A 15,828-nucleotide genomic window follows, 5' to 3' on the forward strand; every position below is an offset into this window, starting at 1 on the left:
CCGGACCCCGCGATGAGCCATCCTTCCGTCGAGACCATCAAGCGCGAGAGCCGCCGCCTGCGCGGCACCATCGCCGAGGGCCTGCGCGATGCCAGCACCGGCGGGCTGGCGTTCGACGACCAGCGCACCCTGAAATTCCACGGCAGCTACCAGCAGGACGACCGCGACCTGCGCGAGGAACGCCGCCGCCAGAAGCTGGAGCCGGCGCACCAGTTCATGGTCCGCCTGCGCGCGCCCGGCGGGGTGTTCACGCCCGCGCAGTGGCTGCGGCTGGACGCGATCGCCACCACCTTCGGCAACCACTCGCTGCGCGCCACCAGCCGCCAGACCTTCCAGTTCCACGGGATCATCAAGCAGGAGCTGAAGGCCAGCCTGCAGGCGATCCACGCCGCCGCGCTGGACACCATCGCCGCCTGCGGCGACGTGAACCGCAACGTGCTCGCCGGCGGCCATCCCGCGCTGTCGCCGCTGCACGAGCAGGCGCACGCCTGGGCGCGGCGGCTGTCCGAACGCTTCCTGCCGGCCACCCGCGCCTGGTACGAGCTGTGGCTGGACGGCGAGAAGCTGGCCGACAGCGAGCAGGAGGAGGAGCCGGTGTACGGGCCCACCTACCTGCCGCGCAAGTTCAAGATGGCGGTGGCGGTGCCGCCGGTGAACGACGTGGACGTGTTCGCCAACGACCTCGGGCTGATCGCGATCGCCGACGCCGATGGCGGGCTGGCCGGCTTCAACCTCGCGCTCGGCGGCGGCATGGGCGCCAGCCACGGGATCGCCGCGCACTACCCGCGGCTGGCCAGCGTGGTCGGGTTCGTCGCGCCGGAGCAGGTGCTGGCGGTGGCCGAAGCGGTGCTCACCGTGCAGCGCGACCTCGGCAACCGCGAGGAGCGCGCGCTGGCGCGCTTCAAATACACCATCGACCGCCACGGGCTGGATGCGATCGTGGCGCTGGTCGAGGAACGCGCCGGCCTGCGCCTGCAGCCGGCGCGGCCGTACCGGTTCCAGGCCGCCGGCGACCGCTTCGGCTGGCAGCAGGGCAGCGACGGGCGCTGGCATTTCACCCTCGCGCTGCCCGCGGGGCGCATCGCCGATACCCCGGGGCGGGGGCTGCTGTCGGCGCTGCGCGCGCTGGCCGGCCAGCACCACGGGCAGTTCCACCTGACCGCGCAGCAAAACCTGACCATCACCGACATCCCCGCCGCGGCGCGCGCGCAGGTGGAAGCTCTGCTGGCGGCGCACGGGCTGGAAAGCGACCCCGCCGGCGCCATCCCGCTGGCGCGCGATGCGCTGGCCTGCGTCGCCCTGCCCACCTGCGGGCTGGCGATGGCCGAGGCCGAGCGCTACCTGCCCGACCTGCTGGCCGCGCTGCAGCCGCTGCTGAACCGCCACGGCCTGCGCGAGGCGCCGATCGGCCTGCGCATCTCCGGCTGCCCGAACGGCTGCTCGCGGCCGTACCTGGCGGAGATCGCGCTGGTCGGCCGCGCGCCGGGGCGCTACAGCCTGTTCCTCGGCGGCGATCACCTCGGCATGCGCCTCAACACCCGGGTGCTGGACAACGCCGACGAGGCGCAGGTGCTGGCCACCCTGGAGCCGCTGCTGGCGCGCTATGCGCGCGAACGCACGCATGGCGAGCGCTTCGGCGATTTCCTGCACCGCGCCGGGATCGTCGCCCTGCCGGACTACCCCACCCACGTGCGCGTGGCATCGCCCGATCCCCTTTCCCCCGCATGAGCACGCTCGATCCCGCCGCCCTCGATACCGACACGCTGGCCGCACTCAACCGCGAACTGGCGGCGCTGGACGCGCCGGCGCGGATCGCCTGGGCGCTGCGCCACCTGCCCGCCACCCATGCGCTGTCCACCAGCTTCGGCGTGCAGTCGGCGGTCTCGCTGCACCTGCTGGCGCAGGCGCGGCCGGACATACCGGTGATCCTGGTCGATACCGGCTACCTGTTCCCGGAGACCTACCGCTACGCCGACCTGCTGGTGGAGCGTCTGCAACTGAATCTGCATGTGTACCGCCCGCGCCTGGGCCGGGCCTGGATGGAGGCGCGCCTGGGCCGGCTGTGGGAAACCGGCCGCGAGGGCCTGCGCCGCTACAACCAGCTGCGCAAGGTGGAGCCGATGCAGCGCGCGCTGCGCGAGCTGCGGGTGGGCTGCTGGTTCGCCGGCCTGCGCCGCGCCCAGGCCACGACCCGGCAGGGGATCGCGGTGCTGGAAGTGCGCGACGGGCGCTTCAAGTTCCACCCGATCGCGGACTGGAGCGATACCGACGTGGGCGCCTACCTGCTGCTGCACGACCTGCCGGAGCATCCGCTGGCCGGGCAGGGCTATGTCTCGGTGGGCGACGTGCACACCACCCAGCCGCTGCAGCCCGGCATGGACGCGGCGCAGACCCGCTTCTTCGGCCTGCGCCGCGAATGCGGGCTGCATTTCGACGAGCCGATCGCCGGCAACGGCGGCTGAGCCGACGCCTGCAATGGCCGCAGGTTCGCCTCAGCCCGCCGCCTGCCAGCGCGGCGGCTCGGGCCAGCGCGCGTCCTGGTTGCCTTCCAGGATCCGGCGCAGGTCGCGCGGATCGATCTGCGGCGCCAGCGCGTGCAGCAGCGCCAGCGCGTATTCGCGCAGCACGCGGCCGCGCGGCACCACCGCCCAGGTGACGCACTCCGGCAGTTCCAGTGGCGCCTGCAGCACCCGCAGGTCGGCATCCTCGCGCCCCGACACCGCCATCTCGGCCAGCAACCCGGCGCCCATGCCGGTGCGCACGTAGGTCTTGATGAGGTTGGCGTCGCGCGCGGTCATCGCGATCTGCGGCACCACCCCGGCCTGCGCGAACGCGCGCTGCAGCGAGGAATCGGGGTGCTTGGAGGATTCGTAGGAAATCAGCGGATACAGCGCCAGCTCGGCCAGCGTGGGCGCCTCCTCGCGCGCCGCCAGCGGATGCGTGGCCGGCACCAGCAGCACCCGCCGCCAGCGGTACAGCGGCACCGCCACCCCGCTGGTGGCCGGCGCCGGGCCGGCGGTGCTGATCAGCCCGAAGTCGGCCTCGTCCAGCTTGTCCAGCACCTCGGCATCGCCGGCCGCGAACAGGTCCACGCTGACCTGCGGATAGCGCCGCGCCAGCTCCGCGATCACCGGCGGCAGCACGTAGCGCGCCTGGGTATGGGTGGTGGCCAGCAGCAGCCGGCCGCGGTATTCGCCGCGCTCGTTGGCGGCGTAGCTGCGGATGTTGGCGGCCTCGGCCAGGATCTTGCGCGCGCTGTCGATCACCTTCACCCCGGCCGGCGACACGCCCTCCAGGCTGCGCCCGCGGCGCAGGAAGATCTGGAACCCCAACTCGTCCTCGAGCTGCTTGAGCTGCTTGGACAGGCCCGGCTGGGTGGCGTGCACGCGTTCGGCGGCCTGGGTGATGTTGAAACCCGCATCGGCGATCGCGACCAGGTAGCGCAGCTGGGTCAGGGTCATGGCGTGGGGTCTTTGTATCGCTGCATCTGGATGATGCGATGAAGTATAACCGCGGCCGCGGGCATTTCCGGGCAAGGCTTATGCCCTGCAAGCATAAGCAAAAACCCGCCCACCATTTCCCCTCCCCGCCGGCGGCCCCTAGCGTGGCCGCATGTCCGGCCCCCCGCCCCCACCCGTCCTGTTCCCGCTGTTCCTCGACCTGCGCGACCGCCTCGTGCTGGTGGTGGGCGGCGGCGCGGTGGCGGCGCGCAAGATCGCCGCGCTGCGCGAGGCCGGCGCCGCGGTGGCGGTGGTGGCGCCGCGGCTGGACCCGGCGCTGGCCGCGCTGGCCGGGCAAGGCGCGATCGCGCACGTCGCGGACCGCTTCGCGCCGGAACAGCTGGACGACGCCTGGCTGGTGATCGCCGCCACCGACGACGGCGCGGTGAACCAGGCGGTGGCCGCCGCGGCCGCCGCGCGCCGGCTGTGGGTGAACGTGGTGGACGACGCCGCGCTGGCCAGCGCCCAGCTGCCGGCGCGGGTGCAGCGCGGCCCGCTGCAGCTGGCGATCTCCAGCGGCGGGGCCGCGCCGATGCTGGCGCGCCACCTGCGCGAGTGGCTGGAAGTGCAGCTGGACGATGCATGGACGGCGCTGGCGCAGCTGCTCGCCGGATGGCGCCCGCGCATCCGCGCGCGGTTCCCGCAGCCGGCGGCACGCCGCGCCTTCTTCGAGCGCCTGCTGGCCGGCCCGCTGCTGGCCCTGCTGCGGGGCGGCGACACGGCGGGCGCGCAGCAGGCGCTGGAGCAGGCCCTTGCCGACGATGCCCCGTCTGCGCGCGGGCGGGTCTCGCTGGTCGGCGCCGGCCCCGGCGATCCCGGCCTGCTCACCCTGCGCGCGCTGCGCGTGCTGAACCAGGCCGACGTGATCCTGCACGACCGCCTGGTCAGCGCGGAGGTGCTGGCGCTGGCGCGGCGCGATGCCGAGCGGATCGCGGTCGGCAAGGAGATCGGCGGCGACCACCACGCCACCCAGCAGCGCATCCATGCCCTCATGCTCGAACTGGCGCGCGCCGGCAAGCACGTGGTACGGCTGAAGGGCGGCGATCCGTTCGTGTTCGGGCGCGGCGGCGAGGAGCTGGAACTGCTGCGCGCGCACGCCATCGACTACGAAGTGGTGCCCGGCATCACCGCGGCGCTGGCCTGCGCCGCCTATGCCGGCATCCCGCTCACCCACCGTGCGCATGCGCAGTCGCTGCACCTGCTCACCGCGCATGCCTGCAGCGGCGACCCCGACCACGACTGGGGTGCGCTGGCGCAACCCGGGCAGACCCTGGTGTTCTACATGGGCGTGGCCGGGCTGGCGCGCCTGCGCGATGCCCTGCTGGCGCACGGACGCCCGCCGTCCACCCCGTTCGCGCTGGTGGAACGCGGCAGCCTGCCGCAGCAGCGGGTACTCACCGGCCGCCTGGACACGCTGGCGGAGCTGGCGCAGGCGCACGCGATCCAGGCCCCCGCGCTGCTGGTGGTCGGCGAGGTCGCCGCGCTGGCCGGCCGCCTGCACTGGTTCGGCGCACCGCCGCTGGTCGGCCCGCCCGATACCGCGCTCGCCACCGCCGCATGATGGCGGCCCCGGCACACTCCTGACTTTCCTCTCCCTCTTCCCTGCCTCCCAAGGACATCCCTATGGCGCTGTACGACAGCATCCTCGACACCATCGGCCACACCCCCATCGTCAAGCTGCAGCGGCTGGCGCCAGCACACGCGACGGTGTACGTGAAGGTGGAATCGTTCAATCCCGGCGGTTCGGTCAAGGACCGCCTGGCACTGGCCATCGTGCTCGATGCCGAACGCCGCGGCCTGCTGCAGCCGGGTGCCACCATCGTCGAGGCCACCTCCGGCAACACCGGCGTCGCGCTGGCAATGGTGGCCGCGGCGCGCGGCTACAAGTTCGTCGCGGTGATGAGCGAGACGTTCTCGGTCGAGCGCCGCAAGCTGATGCGCGCCTACGGCGCCAAGGTCATCCTGACCCCGGCCGCCGAGCGCGGCAGCGGCATGGTGCGCAAGGCTCGCGAGCTGGCCGAGCGGCACGGCTGGTTCCTCGCCAGCCAGTTCGCGAATCCAGCCAACCCGGCCTTCCACCGCAGCACCACCGCCGCCGAGATCCTGCGCGACTTCGCCGGGCGCCGGTTGGACGTGTTCGTCAGCGGCTGGGGCACCGGCGGCACGCTGACCGGAGTCGGCGAGATGCTGAAGGCGGCGCGCCCGGACGTGCGCATCGTCGCCACCGAACCGGCCGGCGCGGCCCTGCTCAAGGGCGAGGCCTGGCAGCCGCACAAGATCCAGGGCTGGACCCCCGACTTCGTGCCGGAGGTGCTCAACCGCGGCGTGGCCGACGAGCTGCGCACCGTCAGCGACGACGACGCCATCGCCACCGCGCGCCGGCTGGCGGCGGAGGAAGGCATCTTCGTCGGCATCTCCGCCGGCGGTACCGCCGCCACCGCGCTGGCGCTGGCGCAGGAGGCCCCGGCCGGCAGCGTGCTGCTGGCCATGCTGCCCGATACCGGCGAGCGCTACCTCAGCACCGCGCTGCTGGCCGACATCCCCGAAGGCAGCGACGACGACTGGCTGGCGACGCTGGGGTGAGCGCCCGCCTCGCGGCAACGCCCCGCCCCGGATCGGGGCGGGCGCGCTTTGCGGCTACTTGCCTGCGTCCAGCACCTGCGAGAGCTTATCGGCATCGAAATACTGGGTGAGCTCGCCCATCCCGGCCTCGACCGCCGGGTCGCTGAAGATGCCTTGCGAGGCCACCTGGCCCAGCAGCTGGAACGCGCTGGCGATCGCGGCCTGGCCTTCGTACTTGAAGGCGGTCGCGGTCTGGCTGCGGCAGGCCTCGGTGAGCAGGTGCATGTAAAGGCCGGCGGTCTGCTTGTTGATGTCGGCGCGCACCTCGGCCGGCATGCGGGTGTAGGGCGCGATGTCCTTCTGCAGCGCGATCGCCGAGAAGATCCATTTCACCAGCAGGGCCTTGTCGGCATCGCTGGTGGACGCCACCAGGCACTTGCCCAGGTCGTCCGCATACACGCCGGCGCGGGCGTACTGGGCCGGCAACGCCAGCGATGCCGCGACGCAGGCGGCGAAAACGCGCTTCATGCAATCCTCTCCCCGGATGGTCGCTCGCCTGCGCAGGCTAGCATCGCGTAAGCACCCACCGCCAGCGCCTCAACTGCGGCCGTACGCGTCCTCGTAGCGGACGATGTCGTCCTCTCCCAGATAGTCGCCGGACTGCACTTCGACCAGTTCCAGCATCTCGCTGCCCGGGTTCTCCAGCCGGTGCTTGGCGCCGATGGGGATATAGGTGCTCTGGTTGGCGAACAGCTCGAACACGTCGTTGTCGCGCGTCACGCGGGCGGTGCCGCGCACCACCACCCAGTGCTCGGCGCGGCGGGTATGCGACTGCAGCGACAGCCGCGCGCCGGGCTTGACCTTGATGCGCTTGACCTGGAAGCCGTCGCCGATGTCGATCGAATCGTAACTGCCCCACGGGCGGTGCACTTCGCGGTGCAGCACCGCCTGCGGGCGCGCCTCGGCCTTCAGCCGCGCCACCACGTCCTTGACCTGCTGCACCCGGTCCTTGCGCGCCACCAGCACGGCGTCGTCGGTCTCCACCACCACCAGGTCGTCCACGCCGACCAGCGCCACCAGCCGGCGCGCGTAGGCATAGCTGTTGCGGCTGTCGATTGCGATCACGTCGCCGTGGTGGGCGTTGCCGTCGGCATCCTGCGCGCTCACTTCCCACAGCGCCGACCACGAACCGACGTCGTTCCAGCCGATGTCCACCGGCAGCACCGCGGCCGCGTCGGTCTTTTCCATCACCGCGTAGTCGATGGAATCCGAGGGGCAGGCCGCGAACGCGGTTTTGTCCAACCGGATGAAGTCGCCATCGCGCGCGGCGGCGGCGAACGCGGCGCGCACGCCGGCGAGGATGTCGGGACGGAAGCGCTGCAGTTCCTGCAGGTAGCGCGAGGCCAGCAGCAGGAACATGCCGCTGTTCCAGTAATAGCCGCCGGCATCGAGATAGGCCTGCGCGGTGGCGGCATCCGGCTTCTCGACGAAGCGCAGCACCCTGCGCACGCCTTCGGCGCCGCCGCGCTCGGCCTGGATGTAGCCGAAGCCGGTTTCCGGCGCGGTAGGCACGATCCCGAACGTCACCAGCATGCCCGCCTCGGCCGCCGGCATCGCCGCGCGCACGGCGGCCTGGAACGCGGCGGCGTCGCGCACCACGTGGTCGGAGGGCAGCACCAGCAGCAGCGGGTCGTCGCCTGCGGCCATCGCCTGCAGCGCGGCGGCGGCGATCGCCGGCGCGGTGTTGCGGCCCACCGGCTCGAGCAGGATCGCAGGCCGCGGCGCGCCGATCTGGCGCAGCTGCTCGGCGACCAGGAAGCGGTGCTCCTCGCCCGCCACCACGATCGGCGCGGTATCCGCCAGCGCGGCCACGCGCCGCCAGGTGGCCTGCAGCAGGGTGTCGTCATCGACCAGCGGCAAAAACTGCTTGGGATAGGCCTCGCGCGAGAGCGGCCATAGGCGCGTGCCGGAACCGCCGGACAACAGGACGGGCTGCAATGGGGCCACGGATGCCTTCCTATGACTGCGCAAAGACCGGGCCGCAGTTTACCCTTTGCGCATGAGCGAACCCGCAACGCACGACGCCCGCGCCGCCCAGCGCCTGGCCTGGGCCCGCGCGGCCCTGCAGCAGCCCGACGCCGGGCTGGAACGCGCCTCCACCGATGCCGGCCTGCGCAGCTACTGGCGCACGCTGGGCGCGACCCCGTCCCGCATCGTGATGGACGCACCGCCCGGCCAGGAGGACGTGCGCCCGTGGCTGCGCATCCGCGACCTGCTGGAGGCCGGCGGCGTGCGCGTGCCGCAGGTGCTGGCGCGCGACGTGGACGTGGGCTTCCTGCTGCTGGAGGACCTCGGCGGCCCCACCCTCGCGCAGGTGATCGATGCCGGCAATGCCGATGCCCACATGGCAGCCGCCATCGCGCAGCTGGTGCGGCTGCAGTCGATCCCCCTGCCTGCCGACATCCCGGTGTTCGGCGAGGCGCTGCTGCAGCGCGACGCGAGCCTGTTCGAGGAGTGGTTCGTGCGCCGCCACCTCGGCCTCGAACTGGACTGTGGCGATGCCGAACGCTTGCAGCTGGCGCAGCGCCGGCTGATGGACAACCTGCTGGCGCAGCCGCGGGTGCCGGTGCACCGCGACTACATGCCGCGCAACCTCATGCCTATCGAGGACGGCCCGGCGGTGCTGGACTTCCAGGACCTGGTGCTGGGGCCGATCGGCTACGACCCGGTGAGCCTGCTGCGCGATGCCTTCCTGAGCTGGCCGGAAGCGCGCGTGGAGGGCTGGCTGCGCCACTACCACGCACGCGCCGCCGCGGCCGGCCTGCCGGTGCCCGTGCTCGACGTGTTCCTACGCGATGCCGACTGGTGCGGGGTGCAGCGGCACCTGAAGATCCTCGGCATCTTCGCCCGTCTCCATCACCGCGATGGCAAACCGCGCTATCTCGCGGATGCCCCGCGCTTCTTCGCCTACCTCGATGCGGTGGTGCCGAAATACCGCGAACTCGACCCGCTGCGCGAGCTGCTGGAGCGCACGCTCAAGCCCGCCTTCGCGAAGATGGCAGCCGCATGAAGGCGCTAATCTTCGCCGCCGGCCTGGGCGAGCGCATGCGCCCGCTCACCGACACCACGCCCAAGCCGCTGCTGCACGTCGGCGGCAAGCCGCTGATCGAATGGCATCTGGAGAAACTGGCGGCGCTGGGCATCCGCGACGTCGTCGTGAACACCTCATGGCTGGCGGACCAGTTCCCCGCCGCGCTGGGCGACGGCGCGCGCTGGGGCTTGCGCCTGCACTACGCCTACGAAGGCGATACCCCGCTGGAAACCGGCGGCGGCATGCTCAACGCACTGCCGCTGCTGGCAGACGGCGGCGCGGACGATGCGCCCTTCCTGCTGGTCAATGGCGATGTGTGGACGGATTACGACTTCGCCCGCCTGCCGCGCGCCCCGCGCGGCTTGGCGCACCTGGTGCTGGTGGATCCGCCGGCGCAGGCGCCACGAGGCGACTTCGCACTGGATGCTGACGGCCATGTACGCACCGATGGCCAGCACATGCTCACCTATGCCGGCATCGGCGTCTATCGCCCGCAGCTGCTGGACGGCTGGCGCGCCATCATCCCCTCGCCCCTGCGCGCCAACGGCAAGCCGAAGTTCCCGCTGGCCCCGCTGCTGCGCGCGCACATGGCCGCCGACGCGATCCGCGGCGAACACCACCGCGGGCGCTGGACCGACGTGGGCACGCCGGAGCGCTTGCAGCGGCTGGACGCGGAACTGCGCGCTCAGTCCGCGCCCAGCACCTGACGCAGGAACGGCACGGTCAGCCGCCGCTGCGCCGCCAGCGATGCGCGGTCGAGGCGCTCGAAGATCGCGGTGAGATTGCCGAGGTCGCGGCTGGCGCGGCGCAGCAGCCAGTCCAGCGCGGCGGCGTCGAAATCCAGCCCGCGCGCGGCGGCGCGCTGGCGCAGCAGTTCCGCGCGCCCGGCATCGTCCAGCACCGGCAATGCCCAGCGCACACACTGCATCAGCCGCGAACGCAGGTCGGGCAGCCCGAGGCCGAGCGCATCCGGCGCCTCGCTGGCGGCGTACAGCGGCGCGCGCCCGGCATCGCGCAGGCGGTTGTGCAGGTCGAACAGCGCGACTTCGTCCTCGCGCCCGCCGGCCACCGCATCGAGATCGTCCAGCGCCAGCAGTTCGGCGCGCTCCAGCCCCTCGCTGGCCAGGCGCACGCGCCCGCGCAGCCCGCGCAGCGACAGGTAGGCCACCTGGCGGCCGGCCGCCTGCGCCTCGGCGCAGCAGGCCAGCAGCAGATGGGTCTTGCCGGTGGCGGGCGCACCGTGCAGGTACACCCCGGCCACCCGGCCCGCGTCGCCGGCGGCGAGCGCGCGCAGCTGCGGCAGCAGGCCGTCCGGGGCCTGCACGTAGCGATCGAGACGCTGGTCCGGCGGCGCCCGCAGCGCCAGCGGCAGCTGCGGGCCGAGGTGTTCCGCCATCTCAGCCCGCGTCCTGGTCGTCGCCGGGCGGCGTGGGCGCGGCGTCCAGCAGGATCGCCGGGGTGTCGCCGGCATACAGGCGGCTGTGGCGGTAGCGCTCCTGCGCGTAGCGCAGCAGCACGTTCGCCACCGCGGCCACCGGCAGCGCGAGCAGCATGCCGAGGAAGCCGAACAGGGTGCCGCCGGCCATCACCGCGAAGATCACCGCCATCGGATGCAGGCCGATGCGGTCGCCCACCAGCATCGGCGTGAGCAGGAAGCTCTCCACCACCTGGCCGACGCCGAACACGATGCCCACGCCCGCCAGGTGCTGCCAGTCGCCGAACTGGACCAGCGCGGCGATGCCGCCGAACAGGATGATCGAGGCCGGCCCGAGGTAGGGCACGAAGGTCAGCAGCCCGGCCACCAGCCCGATCAGGATGCCCAGCTTCAGCCCCACCAGCCACAGCCCCAGCGCGTACAGGATGCCCAGCACCAGCATCACCAGCAGCTGCCCGCGCAGGAAGCCGCCCAGCACCTCGTTGGCCTCCAGCGCCAGCCGGCGCACGGTGTCGTAGTGGTCGCGCGGCACCAGCGCGCCGACCCGGCCCACGATCAGGTCCCAGTCGCGCAGGAAGAAAAAGGTCAGCACCGGCAGCAATGCGATGTTGGCCAGCCACGCCACCAGCGCGAAGCCCGAGCGCGAGACGTAGCCGAGCACGCTGGCGGCGATCCCGCCGGCGCCCTGCCAGTGCTCGCGGATCAGCTGGAACAGGCGGTCGGGATCCAGCCACGACAGGATCTGCAGGCCGGTGCGCTGCTCGATCCACGGCAGCGCGGTCTGCACGAACCAGTCGCGGTAGCCGGGCAGCGAATCCACCAGGGTCATGATCTGGTCCTCCAGCAGCGGCACCAGCAGCACCACCGCCAGCAGCAGGACCAGGATCATCACCGCGAACACCAGTACCACCGCGCTGTTGCGCGACATCCGCCGCTCCAGGCGGTCCACCATCGGATCGCCCAGCCAGCCCAGCAGGGCGGCGAACACGAACGGGCTCAGGATCGGCGCCAGCAGCCACAGGCACCACAGCAGCCCCACCCCGAGTGCGGTCCACTGCACCCGCCGATAGAACGCGGCGATGCTGGCCAAATCCTGATCGCGCTGCATGCTCAACCTCCACCCAGATGGAATGCGGCCGGCGCGGCGGCGCTACCGTCACCCGCATCGGGCACCGGCACCAGCACCCCGGCGCGTCCCACGTAGCGGCTGAAGTTGGCGATCCCGCTGACGAGATCCACGTCCAGTTCCAGCGCATCCGGGCTGGCGCTGACCGGCGCGATCCGGCGCACCACCGGCAGGCCGTCGAGGTAGCCAGCTAGGCGCAGGTAATCATCGCTGCCGTGGAGGCCGAGGATGCGCAGTCGGAACCGCCCTGGGGCCGCATCCTGGCTGGTCCTGGCGTAGCGCCGGGCCAGGGCGTCCGCCGCGCCGTCGGCACCGCCCGCCATCGCCCGCAGCGCGTCCGCATTGCTGGTCTGCCAGTTGCCCAGCACCTTGCCGTTGTCCACCAGGGTCCAGTCCGCGCTCCAGCCGCCGGCGGCGCGGTAGAGCTTGCCGATCAGCTGGATCGGCGGGCTGTAGCGGCGCGACAGCGCGCTGATCGCGGCCACGTCGCCGCGCCAGATCGCGCCCACCGCCGCCATCTCGGCAGCATTGCCGGCCGGCAGGCCGAGCGCGTAGCCGCGTGCCTTGGCAGCATCCAGGATCGAGCGCGCGGCATTGACCTGGCCCAGCCCGACCAGGCGCGGGCCGCTGCCATCGTCGATCGCCAGCCACAGCACCGGCTTGGGCCGCGGCTGCGGCCAGCTGGGCAGGCCGAACATGTCCACCAGGCCGTCGATGTCGGCCGGCCGGAAGCGCACCACCAGCATGGTCTGGAAGCTGGGCGCGCCGGTCGGGCCCACGCCCTCGTCCTGGCGGTAGTCGTAGCTGTCGACGTAGTCCTTGGCATTCGCCAGCTCGTCGCGCACGCCGTCGCGCAGGGCCGCCTCGCGATTGCCAGTGACGTTCGCCAGCACCTGCGCCAGCGCGCGCGCAAACGCCTTGTCGCGCTCGCCGTCGGTCTGGTTGCGCACGCTCACCTCGGTCTGGTACGGCCCCTGCGCCACCGCGCGGTCGCCCTCGGTGCGCTGCGCCAGCGCCGCGCCCGGCGCCAGCAGGCCCAGCAGCAGCCACAGCGCGAGCAGCCGCGGCCATGCCCGCGCGATCCCTTGCGGTGTTGCTTGCATCGGCAATCCTCGCCCGCCGGACACCCCGGCCTCGTGCCGGAATGTTGCCGCAGCCGGGCGGGCGCGTCCATGACCGCGCCCGGCGGTGGCAGCCGGCGGCTGTTAAAATCGCGCGTTTCCCGCGCCTGCCCGAGCCCGCCGTGACCAGCCAACCCCCTTCTCCCCCCGGCCTGACCTACCGCGACGCCGGGGTGGACATCGACGCCGGCAACGCCGTGGTCGAACGCATCAAGCCGCTGGTCCGGCGCACGCTGCGCCCCGAGGTGCTGGGCGGCGTGGGCCTGTTCGGCGGCCTGTTCGACCTTTCCAATCGCTACAAGGAACCGGTGCTGGTGTCCGGCACCGACGGCGTGGGCACCAAGCTGATCCTCGCCAAGCAGCTGAACCACCACGACACCATCGGCCAGGACCTGGTGGCGATGTGCGTGAACGACGTGCTGGTGCAGGGCGCCGAGCCGCTGTTCTTCCTCGACTACTTCGCCACCGGCAAGCTCGATGTCGAGACCACGGTGAACGTGGTCGCCGGTATTGCCAGAGGCTGCGAACTCGCCGGCTGCGCGCTGATCGGCGGCGAGACCGCGGAAATGCCGGACATGTACCCGCCGGGCGAGTACGACCTCGCCGGCTTCACCGTCGGCGCGGTCGAGAAGGCGAAGCTGGTCGATTCCCGCAAGCTGCGCGCGGGCGACGTGCTGATCGGCATTGCCTCCAGCGGCCCGCATTCCAACGGCTATTCGCTGATCCGCAGGATCCTCGAGCGCGCAGGCAGCCCGCTGGACCTGGACCTCGGCGGCACCACGCTGGCCGACGCGCTGATGGCCCCGACCCGCATCTACGTCAAGCCCGTGCTGGAGCTGCTGGCCAGGCACGACATCCACGCGATGGCGCACGTCACCGGCGGCGCGCTGGTGGAAAAGATCATCCGCGTAGTCCCGGCCCCGCTGGGGCTGGACATCGACACCACAAGCTGGCCGCGGCCGGCGGTGTTCGACTGGCTGCAACGCGAAGGCAACGTGGCGGATGCGGAGATGTGGCGCACCTTCAACTGCGGCATCGGCTACGTGCTGATGGCCGACCCTGCCGACGTGGCCGCGATCGAAGCGGACCTCGACCGCCTCGCGCTGGCGCACTGGCGGATCGGCCAGGTCACCGCGCCGCGCGACGGCGAGCGCCTGCGCATCGGCTGACGGCCAATCCCGTGACCGCCCGCCTCGCCATCCTCGCCTCCGGCCGCGGCAGCAACCTGCAGGCCATCCTGGACGCCATCGCCGCCGGCACGCTGGACGCGTCGGTGGTCGGCGTGTTCTCGGACAAGCCCGAAGCCCAGGCACTGCAGCGGGTGCCGGAGGCCTTGCGCTGGGCCCGCACGCCGAAGTCCTGCGGCGGCCGCGATGCCTTCGACGCCGCCCTCGCCGAGGCCATCGAGGCAGTGCGTCCGGACTGGGTCGTCTGCGTTGGCTACATGCGCATCCTAGGCGCCGCCTTCGTGCAGCGCTTTGCCGGGCGCCTGCTCAACATCCACCCGTCCCTGCTGCCCAAATACAAGGGCCTGCATACCCACCAGCGCGCGCTCGAGGCCGGCGATGCCGAGCACGGCGCCAGCGTGCATTTCGTCACCGCCGAACTGGACGGCGGCCCGGTGATCGCGCAGGCGCGCGTGCCGGTGCGGCCGGGCGACGACGCCGAAACGCTGGCGGCGCGCGTGCTGGCGGTGGAGCATCCATTGTTGCTGCAGGTGTTGCGCCTGGCCGCCGCCGGCCGCCTGGCTGAACGGGACGGGCGCGTGTTCGTCGATGCTCAGCCGGTGTTTACGCCGCTGCCGCTAGAGTCGGCCCCGGCGTGACGGCCGCGCCCTCTGCGCACCGTCCCGCCCGTTCGTTCCGGTCATGCAAGGAATCCCGATGAAGGCGCTTCGTCCGTTCGTGTTGCTGCCGCTGCTGCTGGCCACGGCCCAGGCCTGGGCGGTCAAGCCGTTCGTGGCCGATTACGACGCCAGCTGGAAAGGCGTGCCGGCCACCGCCCGGATCAGCCTGCAGCAAGCCGATGGCGGCCGCTGGAACTACGAGCTGAGCGTGCAGAACGCGGTTGGCAGCGCGCGCCAGGCGACCGTATTCGACGAGGTGGGGGGCAGCTTCCGCCCGCTATTCGGCAGCGATACCGCGCAGTTGCTGTTCAAGAAGTCGCAGAAGGACGCCCGCTACGACTGGGCCCAGCGCGAGGCACGCTGGAGCGGGGACGTGAAGCCCGACCGCGCCGGCCCGATCAAGCTGCAGGACGGCGACCTCGACGGCATGCTGGTGAACCTGGCGATCGTGCGCGACGTGGCCGCCGGCAAGCCGCTGAGCTACCGGGTGGTGGACAATGGCACCGCGCACGTGCAGACCTACCAGAACCTCGGCAAGGACACCGTCACCGTCGCCGGACAGGCGCGTACCGCCACCAAGGTCGGGCGCACCAGCGACGACAAGCAGGTACTGGTATGGGTGGTGGACGGCCTGCCGACCCCGGCCCGCATCCTGCAGCGCAAGAACGGCCAGGACGAGCTGGAGCTGACCCTGAAGTCGGTGCGCTGAGCACACGCGGGCGCCCCGACCAAGCACACGCACCCCGAGGCCCGCGCATGCGGGCCTCGTGCCGTCCGTACCCCGCCTGCCGCGACCGATGGTGACGGTGGATGGGTGCCGCGACTCAGCGCCTGGGCAGGTACTGCAGCGGATCGACCGGCTTGCCGTTGTAGTGGGCAAGCAGGCGTGCCGGCAGTCCGCAGGACTGCACGCCTGCGCGCGCCCGATGCGTATTCGCATCGGGCCGGGGATCCGCCGCCGCAGCAGCGCATGGAGCCCTCAGCGCCTGGGCAGGTACTGCAGCGGATCGACCGGCTTGCCGTTGTAGCGGGCAAGCAGGCGTGCTGGCAGTCCGCAGGACTGCACGCCTGCGCGCGCCCGATGCGTATTCGCATCGGGCCGGGGATCCGCCGCCGCAGCAGCGCATGGAGCCCTCAGCGCCTGGGT

The 15,828-nt window shown here is 72.2% G+C and carries 15 protein-coding genes; 9 read left to right on the forward strand and 6 right to left on the reverse strand.

From position 1 onward, the window contains the following. The first annotated feature begins 12 nt into the window (after positions 1-12). Both cysI and EDC34_RS02705 read left to right on the forward strand, forming a co-directional pair. The gene (gene cysI, locus EDC34_RS02700) at positions 13-1,728 is read left to right on the forward strand and encodes an assimilatory sulfite reductase (NADPH) hemoprotein subunit (RefSeq protein ID WP_114960091.1); all 1,716 of its coding nucleotides are present in this window, start codon (positions 13-15) and stop codon (positions 1,726-1,728) included. Beyond that, positions 1,725-2,462, forward strand: coding sequence for a phosphoadenylyl-sulfate reductase (locus EDC34_RS02705; protein ID WP_114960092.1), 738 nt, complete (start codon positions 1,725-1,727; stop codon positions 2,460-2,462). Before cysI ends, EDC34_RS02705 begins: the two co-directional genes overlap by 4 nt. 30 nt (positions 2,463-2,492) lie before the next feature. On the opposite strand, the gene EDC34_RS02710 is transcribed toward EDC34_RS02705, so the two are convergent. Continuing rightward, on the reverse strand, positions 2,493-3,461 hold the full coding sequence (locus EDC34_RS02710) for a LysR family transcriptional regulator (RefSeq protein WP_114960093.1): 969 nt from the start codon (positions 3,459-3,461) through the stop codon (positions 2,493-2,495). 151 nt (positions 3,462-3,612) lie between these two features. Between EDC34_RS02710 and cysG the strand changes: the two genes are divergently transcribed. Together cysG and cysK are read left to right on the forward strand one after the other, a co-directional pair. Further along, the gene (cysG, locus tag EDC34_RS02715; RefSeq protein WP_114960094.1) at positions 3,613-5,061 is read left to right on the forward strand and encodes a siroheme synthase CysG; all 1,449 of its coding nucleotides are present in this window, start codon (positions 3,613-3,615) and stop codon (positions 5,059-5,061) included. A 62-nt stretch (positions 5,062-5,123) separates the two neighbouring features. Continuing rightward, positions 5,124-6,083: a cysteine synthase A gene (gene cysK, locus EDC34_RS02720; protein ID WP_114960095.1), complete on the forward strand. Its 960-nt coding sequence runs from the start codon at positions 5,124-5,126 to the stop codon at positions 6,081-6,083. A gap of 54 nt (positions 6,084-6,137) precedes the next feature. Here cysK and EDC34_RS02725 read toward each other — a convergent pair whose 3' ends face one another. After that, positions 6,138-6,590, reverse strand: a complete 453-nt coding sequence (locus EDC34_RS02725; RefSeq protein ID WP_114960096.1) for a hypothetical protein — start codon at positions 6,588-6,590, stop codon at positions 6,138-6,140. A 69-nt stretch (positions 6,591-6,659) separates the two neighbouring features. Then, on the reverse strand, positions 6,660-8,069 hold the full coding sequence (locus EDC34_RS02730; protein ID WP_114960097.1) for a mannose-1-phosphate guanylyltransferase/mannose-6-phosphate isomerase: 1,410 nt from the start codon (positions 8,067-8,069) through the stop codon (positions 6,660-6,662). 52 nt (positions 8,070-8,121) lie between these two features. On the opposite strand from EDC34_RS02730, the gene EDC34_RS02735 reads away from it, so the two are divergent. Next, complete coding sequence (locus EDC34_RS02735; RefSeq protein ID WP_114960098.1) at positions 8,122-9,132, forward strand: aminoglycoside phosphotransferase family protein; 1,011 nt, start codon at positions 8,122-8,124, stop codon at positions 9,130-9,132. Beyond that, complete coding sequence (murU, locus tag EDC34_RS02740) at positions 9,129-9,860, forward strand: N-acetylmuramate alpha-1-phosphate uridylyltransferase MurU (protein ID WP_114960099.1); 732 nt, start codon at positions 9,129-9,131, stop codon at positions 9,858-9,860. The genes EDC34_RS02735 and murU overlap by 4 nt, the downstream gene beginning before the upstream one ends. Here murU and hda read toward each other — a convergent pair. From hda to EDC34_RS02755, 3 genes are read right to left on the reverse strand one after another with little or no spacing between them, the layout of a single operon-like run. Continuing rightward, positions 9,839-10,549 (reverse strand): DnaA regulatory inactivator Hda, encoded by a 711-nt coding sequence (gene hda / locus EDC34_RS02745; RefSeq protein WP_114960100.1) that lies wholly within the window; start codon positions 10,547-10,549, stop codon positions 9,839-9,841. The two genes, murU and hda, sit on opposite strands and share 22 nt — an antisense overlap. Position 10,550: 1 nt before the next feature. Beyond that, the gene (locus EDC34_RS02750) at positions 10,551-11,696 is read right to left on the reverse strand and encodes an AI-2E family transporter (protein WP_114960101.1); all 1,146 of its coding nucleotides are present in this window, start codon (positions 11,694-11,696) and stop codon (positions 10,551-10,553) included. A gap of 2 nt (positions 11,697-11,698) precedes the next feature. Continuing rightward, the gene (locus EDC34_RS02755) at positions 11,699-12,817 is read right to left on the reverse strand and encodes a DUF2066 domain-containing protein (RefSeq protein WP_114960102.1); all 1,119 of its coding nucleotides are present in this window, start codon (positions 12,815-12,817) and stop codon (positions 11,699-11,701) included. A gap of 41 nt (positions 12,818-12,858) precedes the next feature. Between EDC34_RS02755 and purM the strand changes: the two genes are divergently transcribed. From purM to EDC34_RS02770, 3 genes are read left to right on the forward strand one after another with little or no spacing between them, the layout of a single operon-like run. Further along, on the forward strand, positions 12,859-14,004 hold the full coding sequence (purM, locus tag EDC34_RS02760) for a phosphoribosylformylglycinamidine cyclo-ligase (protein ID WP_162797690.1): 1,146 nt from the start codon (positions 12,859-12,861) through the stop codon (positions 14,002-14,004). Then, positions 14,001-14,660, forward strand: coding sequence for a phosphoribosylglycinamide formyltransferase (gene purN / locus EDC34_RS02765; protein WP_425477461.1), 660 nt, complete (start codon positions 14,001-14,003; stop codon positions 14,658-14,660). Before purM ends, purN begins: the two co-directional genes overlap by 4 nt. A 58-nt stretch (positions 14,661-14,718) precedes the next feature. Next, positions 14,719-15,390: a DUF3108 domain-containing protein gene (locus tag EDC34_RS02770; RefSeq protein ID WP_114960105.1), complete on the forward strand. Its 672-nt coding sequence runs from the start codon at positions 14,719-14,721 to the stop codon at positions 15,388-15,390. Positions 15,391-15,828 lie beyond the last annotated feature (438 nt).

The sequence above is a fragment of the Thermomonas haemolytica genome (assembly GCF_004346265.1).
In the GTDB taxonomy this organism is placed as follows: Bacteria; Pseudomonadota; Gammaproteobacteria; order Xanthomonadales; family Xanthomonadaceae; genus Thermomonas; species Thermomonas haemolytica.

Bases quoted from the DNA above. Each gene is read 5' to 3' on its own strand.
- cysI (WP_114960091.1), top strand. From the start codon at position 13: ATGAGCCATCCTTCCGTCGAGACCATCAAGCGCGAGAGCCGCCGCCTG.
- EDC34_RS02705 (WP_114960092.1), top strand. From the start codon at position 1,725: ATGAGCACGCTCGATCCCGCCGCCCTCGATACCGACACGCTGGCCGCA.
- EDC34_RS02710 (WP_114960093.1), bottom strand. From the start codon at position 3,461: ATGACCCTGACCCAGCTGCGCTACCTGGTCGCGATCGCCGATGCGGGT.
- cysG (WP_114960094.1), top strand. From the start codon at position 3,613: ATGTCCGGCCCCCCGCCCCCACCCGTCCTGTTCCCGCTGTTCCTCGAC.
- cysK (WP_114960095.1), top strand. From the start codon at position 5,124: ATGGCGCTGTACGACAGCATCCTCGACACCATCGGCCACACCCCCATC.
- EDC34_RS02725 (WP_114960096.1), bottom strand. From the start codon at position 6,590: ATGAAGCGCGTTTTCGCCGCCTGCGTCGCGGCATCGCTGGCGTTGCCG.
- EDC34_RS02735 (WP_114960098.1), top strand. From the start codon at position 8,122: ATGAGCGAACCCGCAACGCACGACGCCCGCGCCGCCCAGCGCCTGGCC.
- murU (WP_114960099.1), top strand. From the start codon at position 9,129: ATGAAGGCGCTAATCTTCGCCGCCGGCCTGGGCGAGCGCATGCGCCCG.
- hda (WP_114960100.1), bottom strand. From the start codon at position 10,549: ATGGCGGAACACCTCGGCCCGCAGCTGCCGCTGGCGCTGCGGGCGCCG.
- EDC34_RS02750 (WP_114960101.1), bottom strand. From the start codon at position 11,696: ATGCAGCGCGATCAGGATTTGGCCAGCATCGCCGCGTTCTATCGGCGG.
- EDC34_RS02755 (WP_114960102.1), bottom strand. From the start codon at position 12,817: ATGCAAGCAACACCGCAAGGGATCGCGCGGGCATGGCCGCGGCTGCTC.
- purM (WP_162797690.1), top strand. From the start codon at position 12,859: ATGTTGCCGCAGCCGGGCGGGCGCGTCCATGACCGCGCCCGGCGGTGG.
- EDC34_RS02770 (WP_114960105.1), top strand. From the start codon at position 14,719: ATGAAGGCGCTTCGTCCGTTCGTGTTGCTGCCGCTGCTGCTGGCCACG.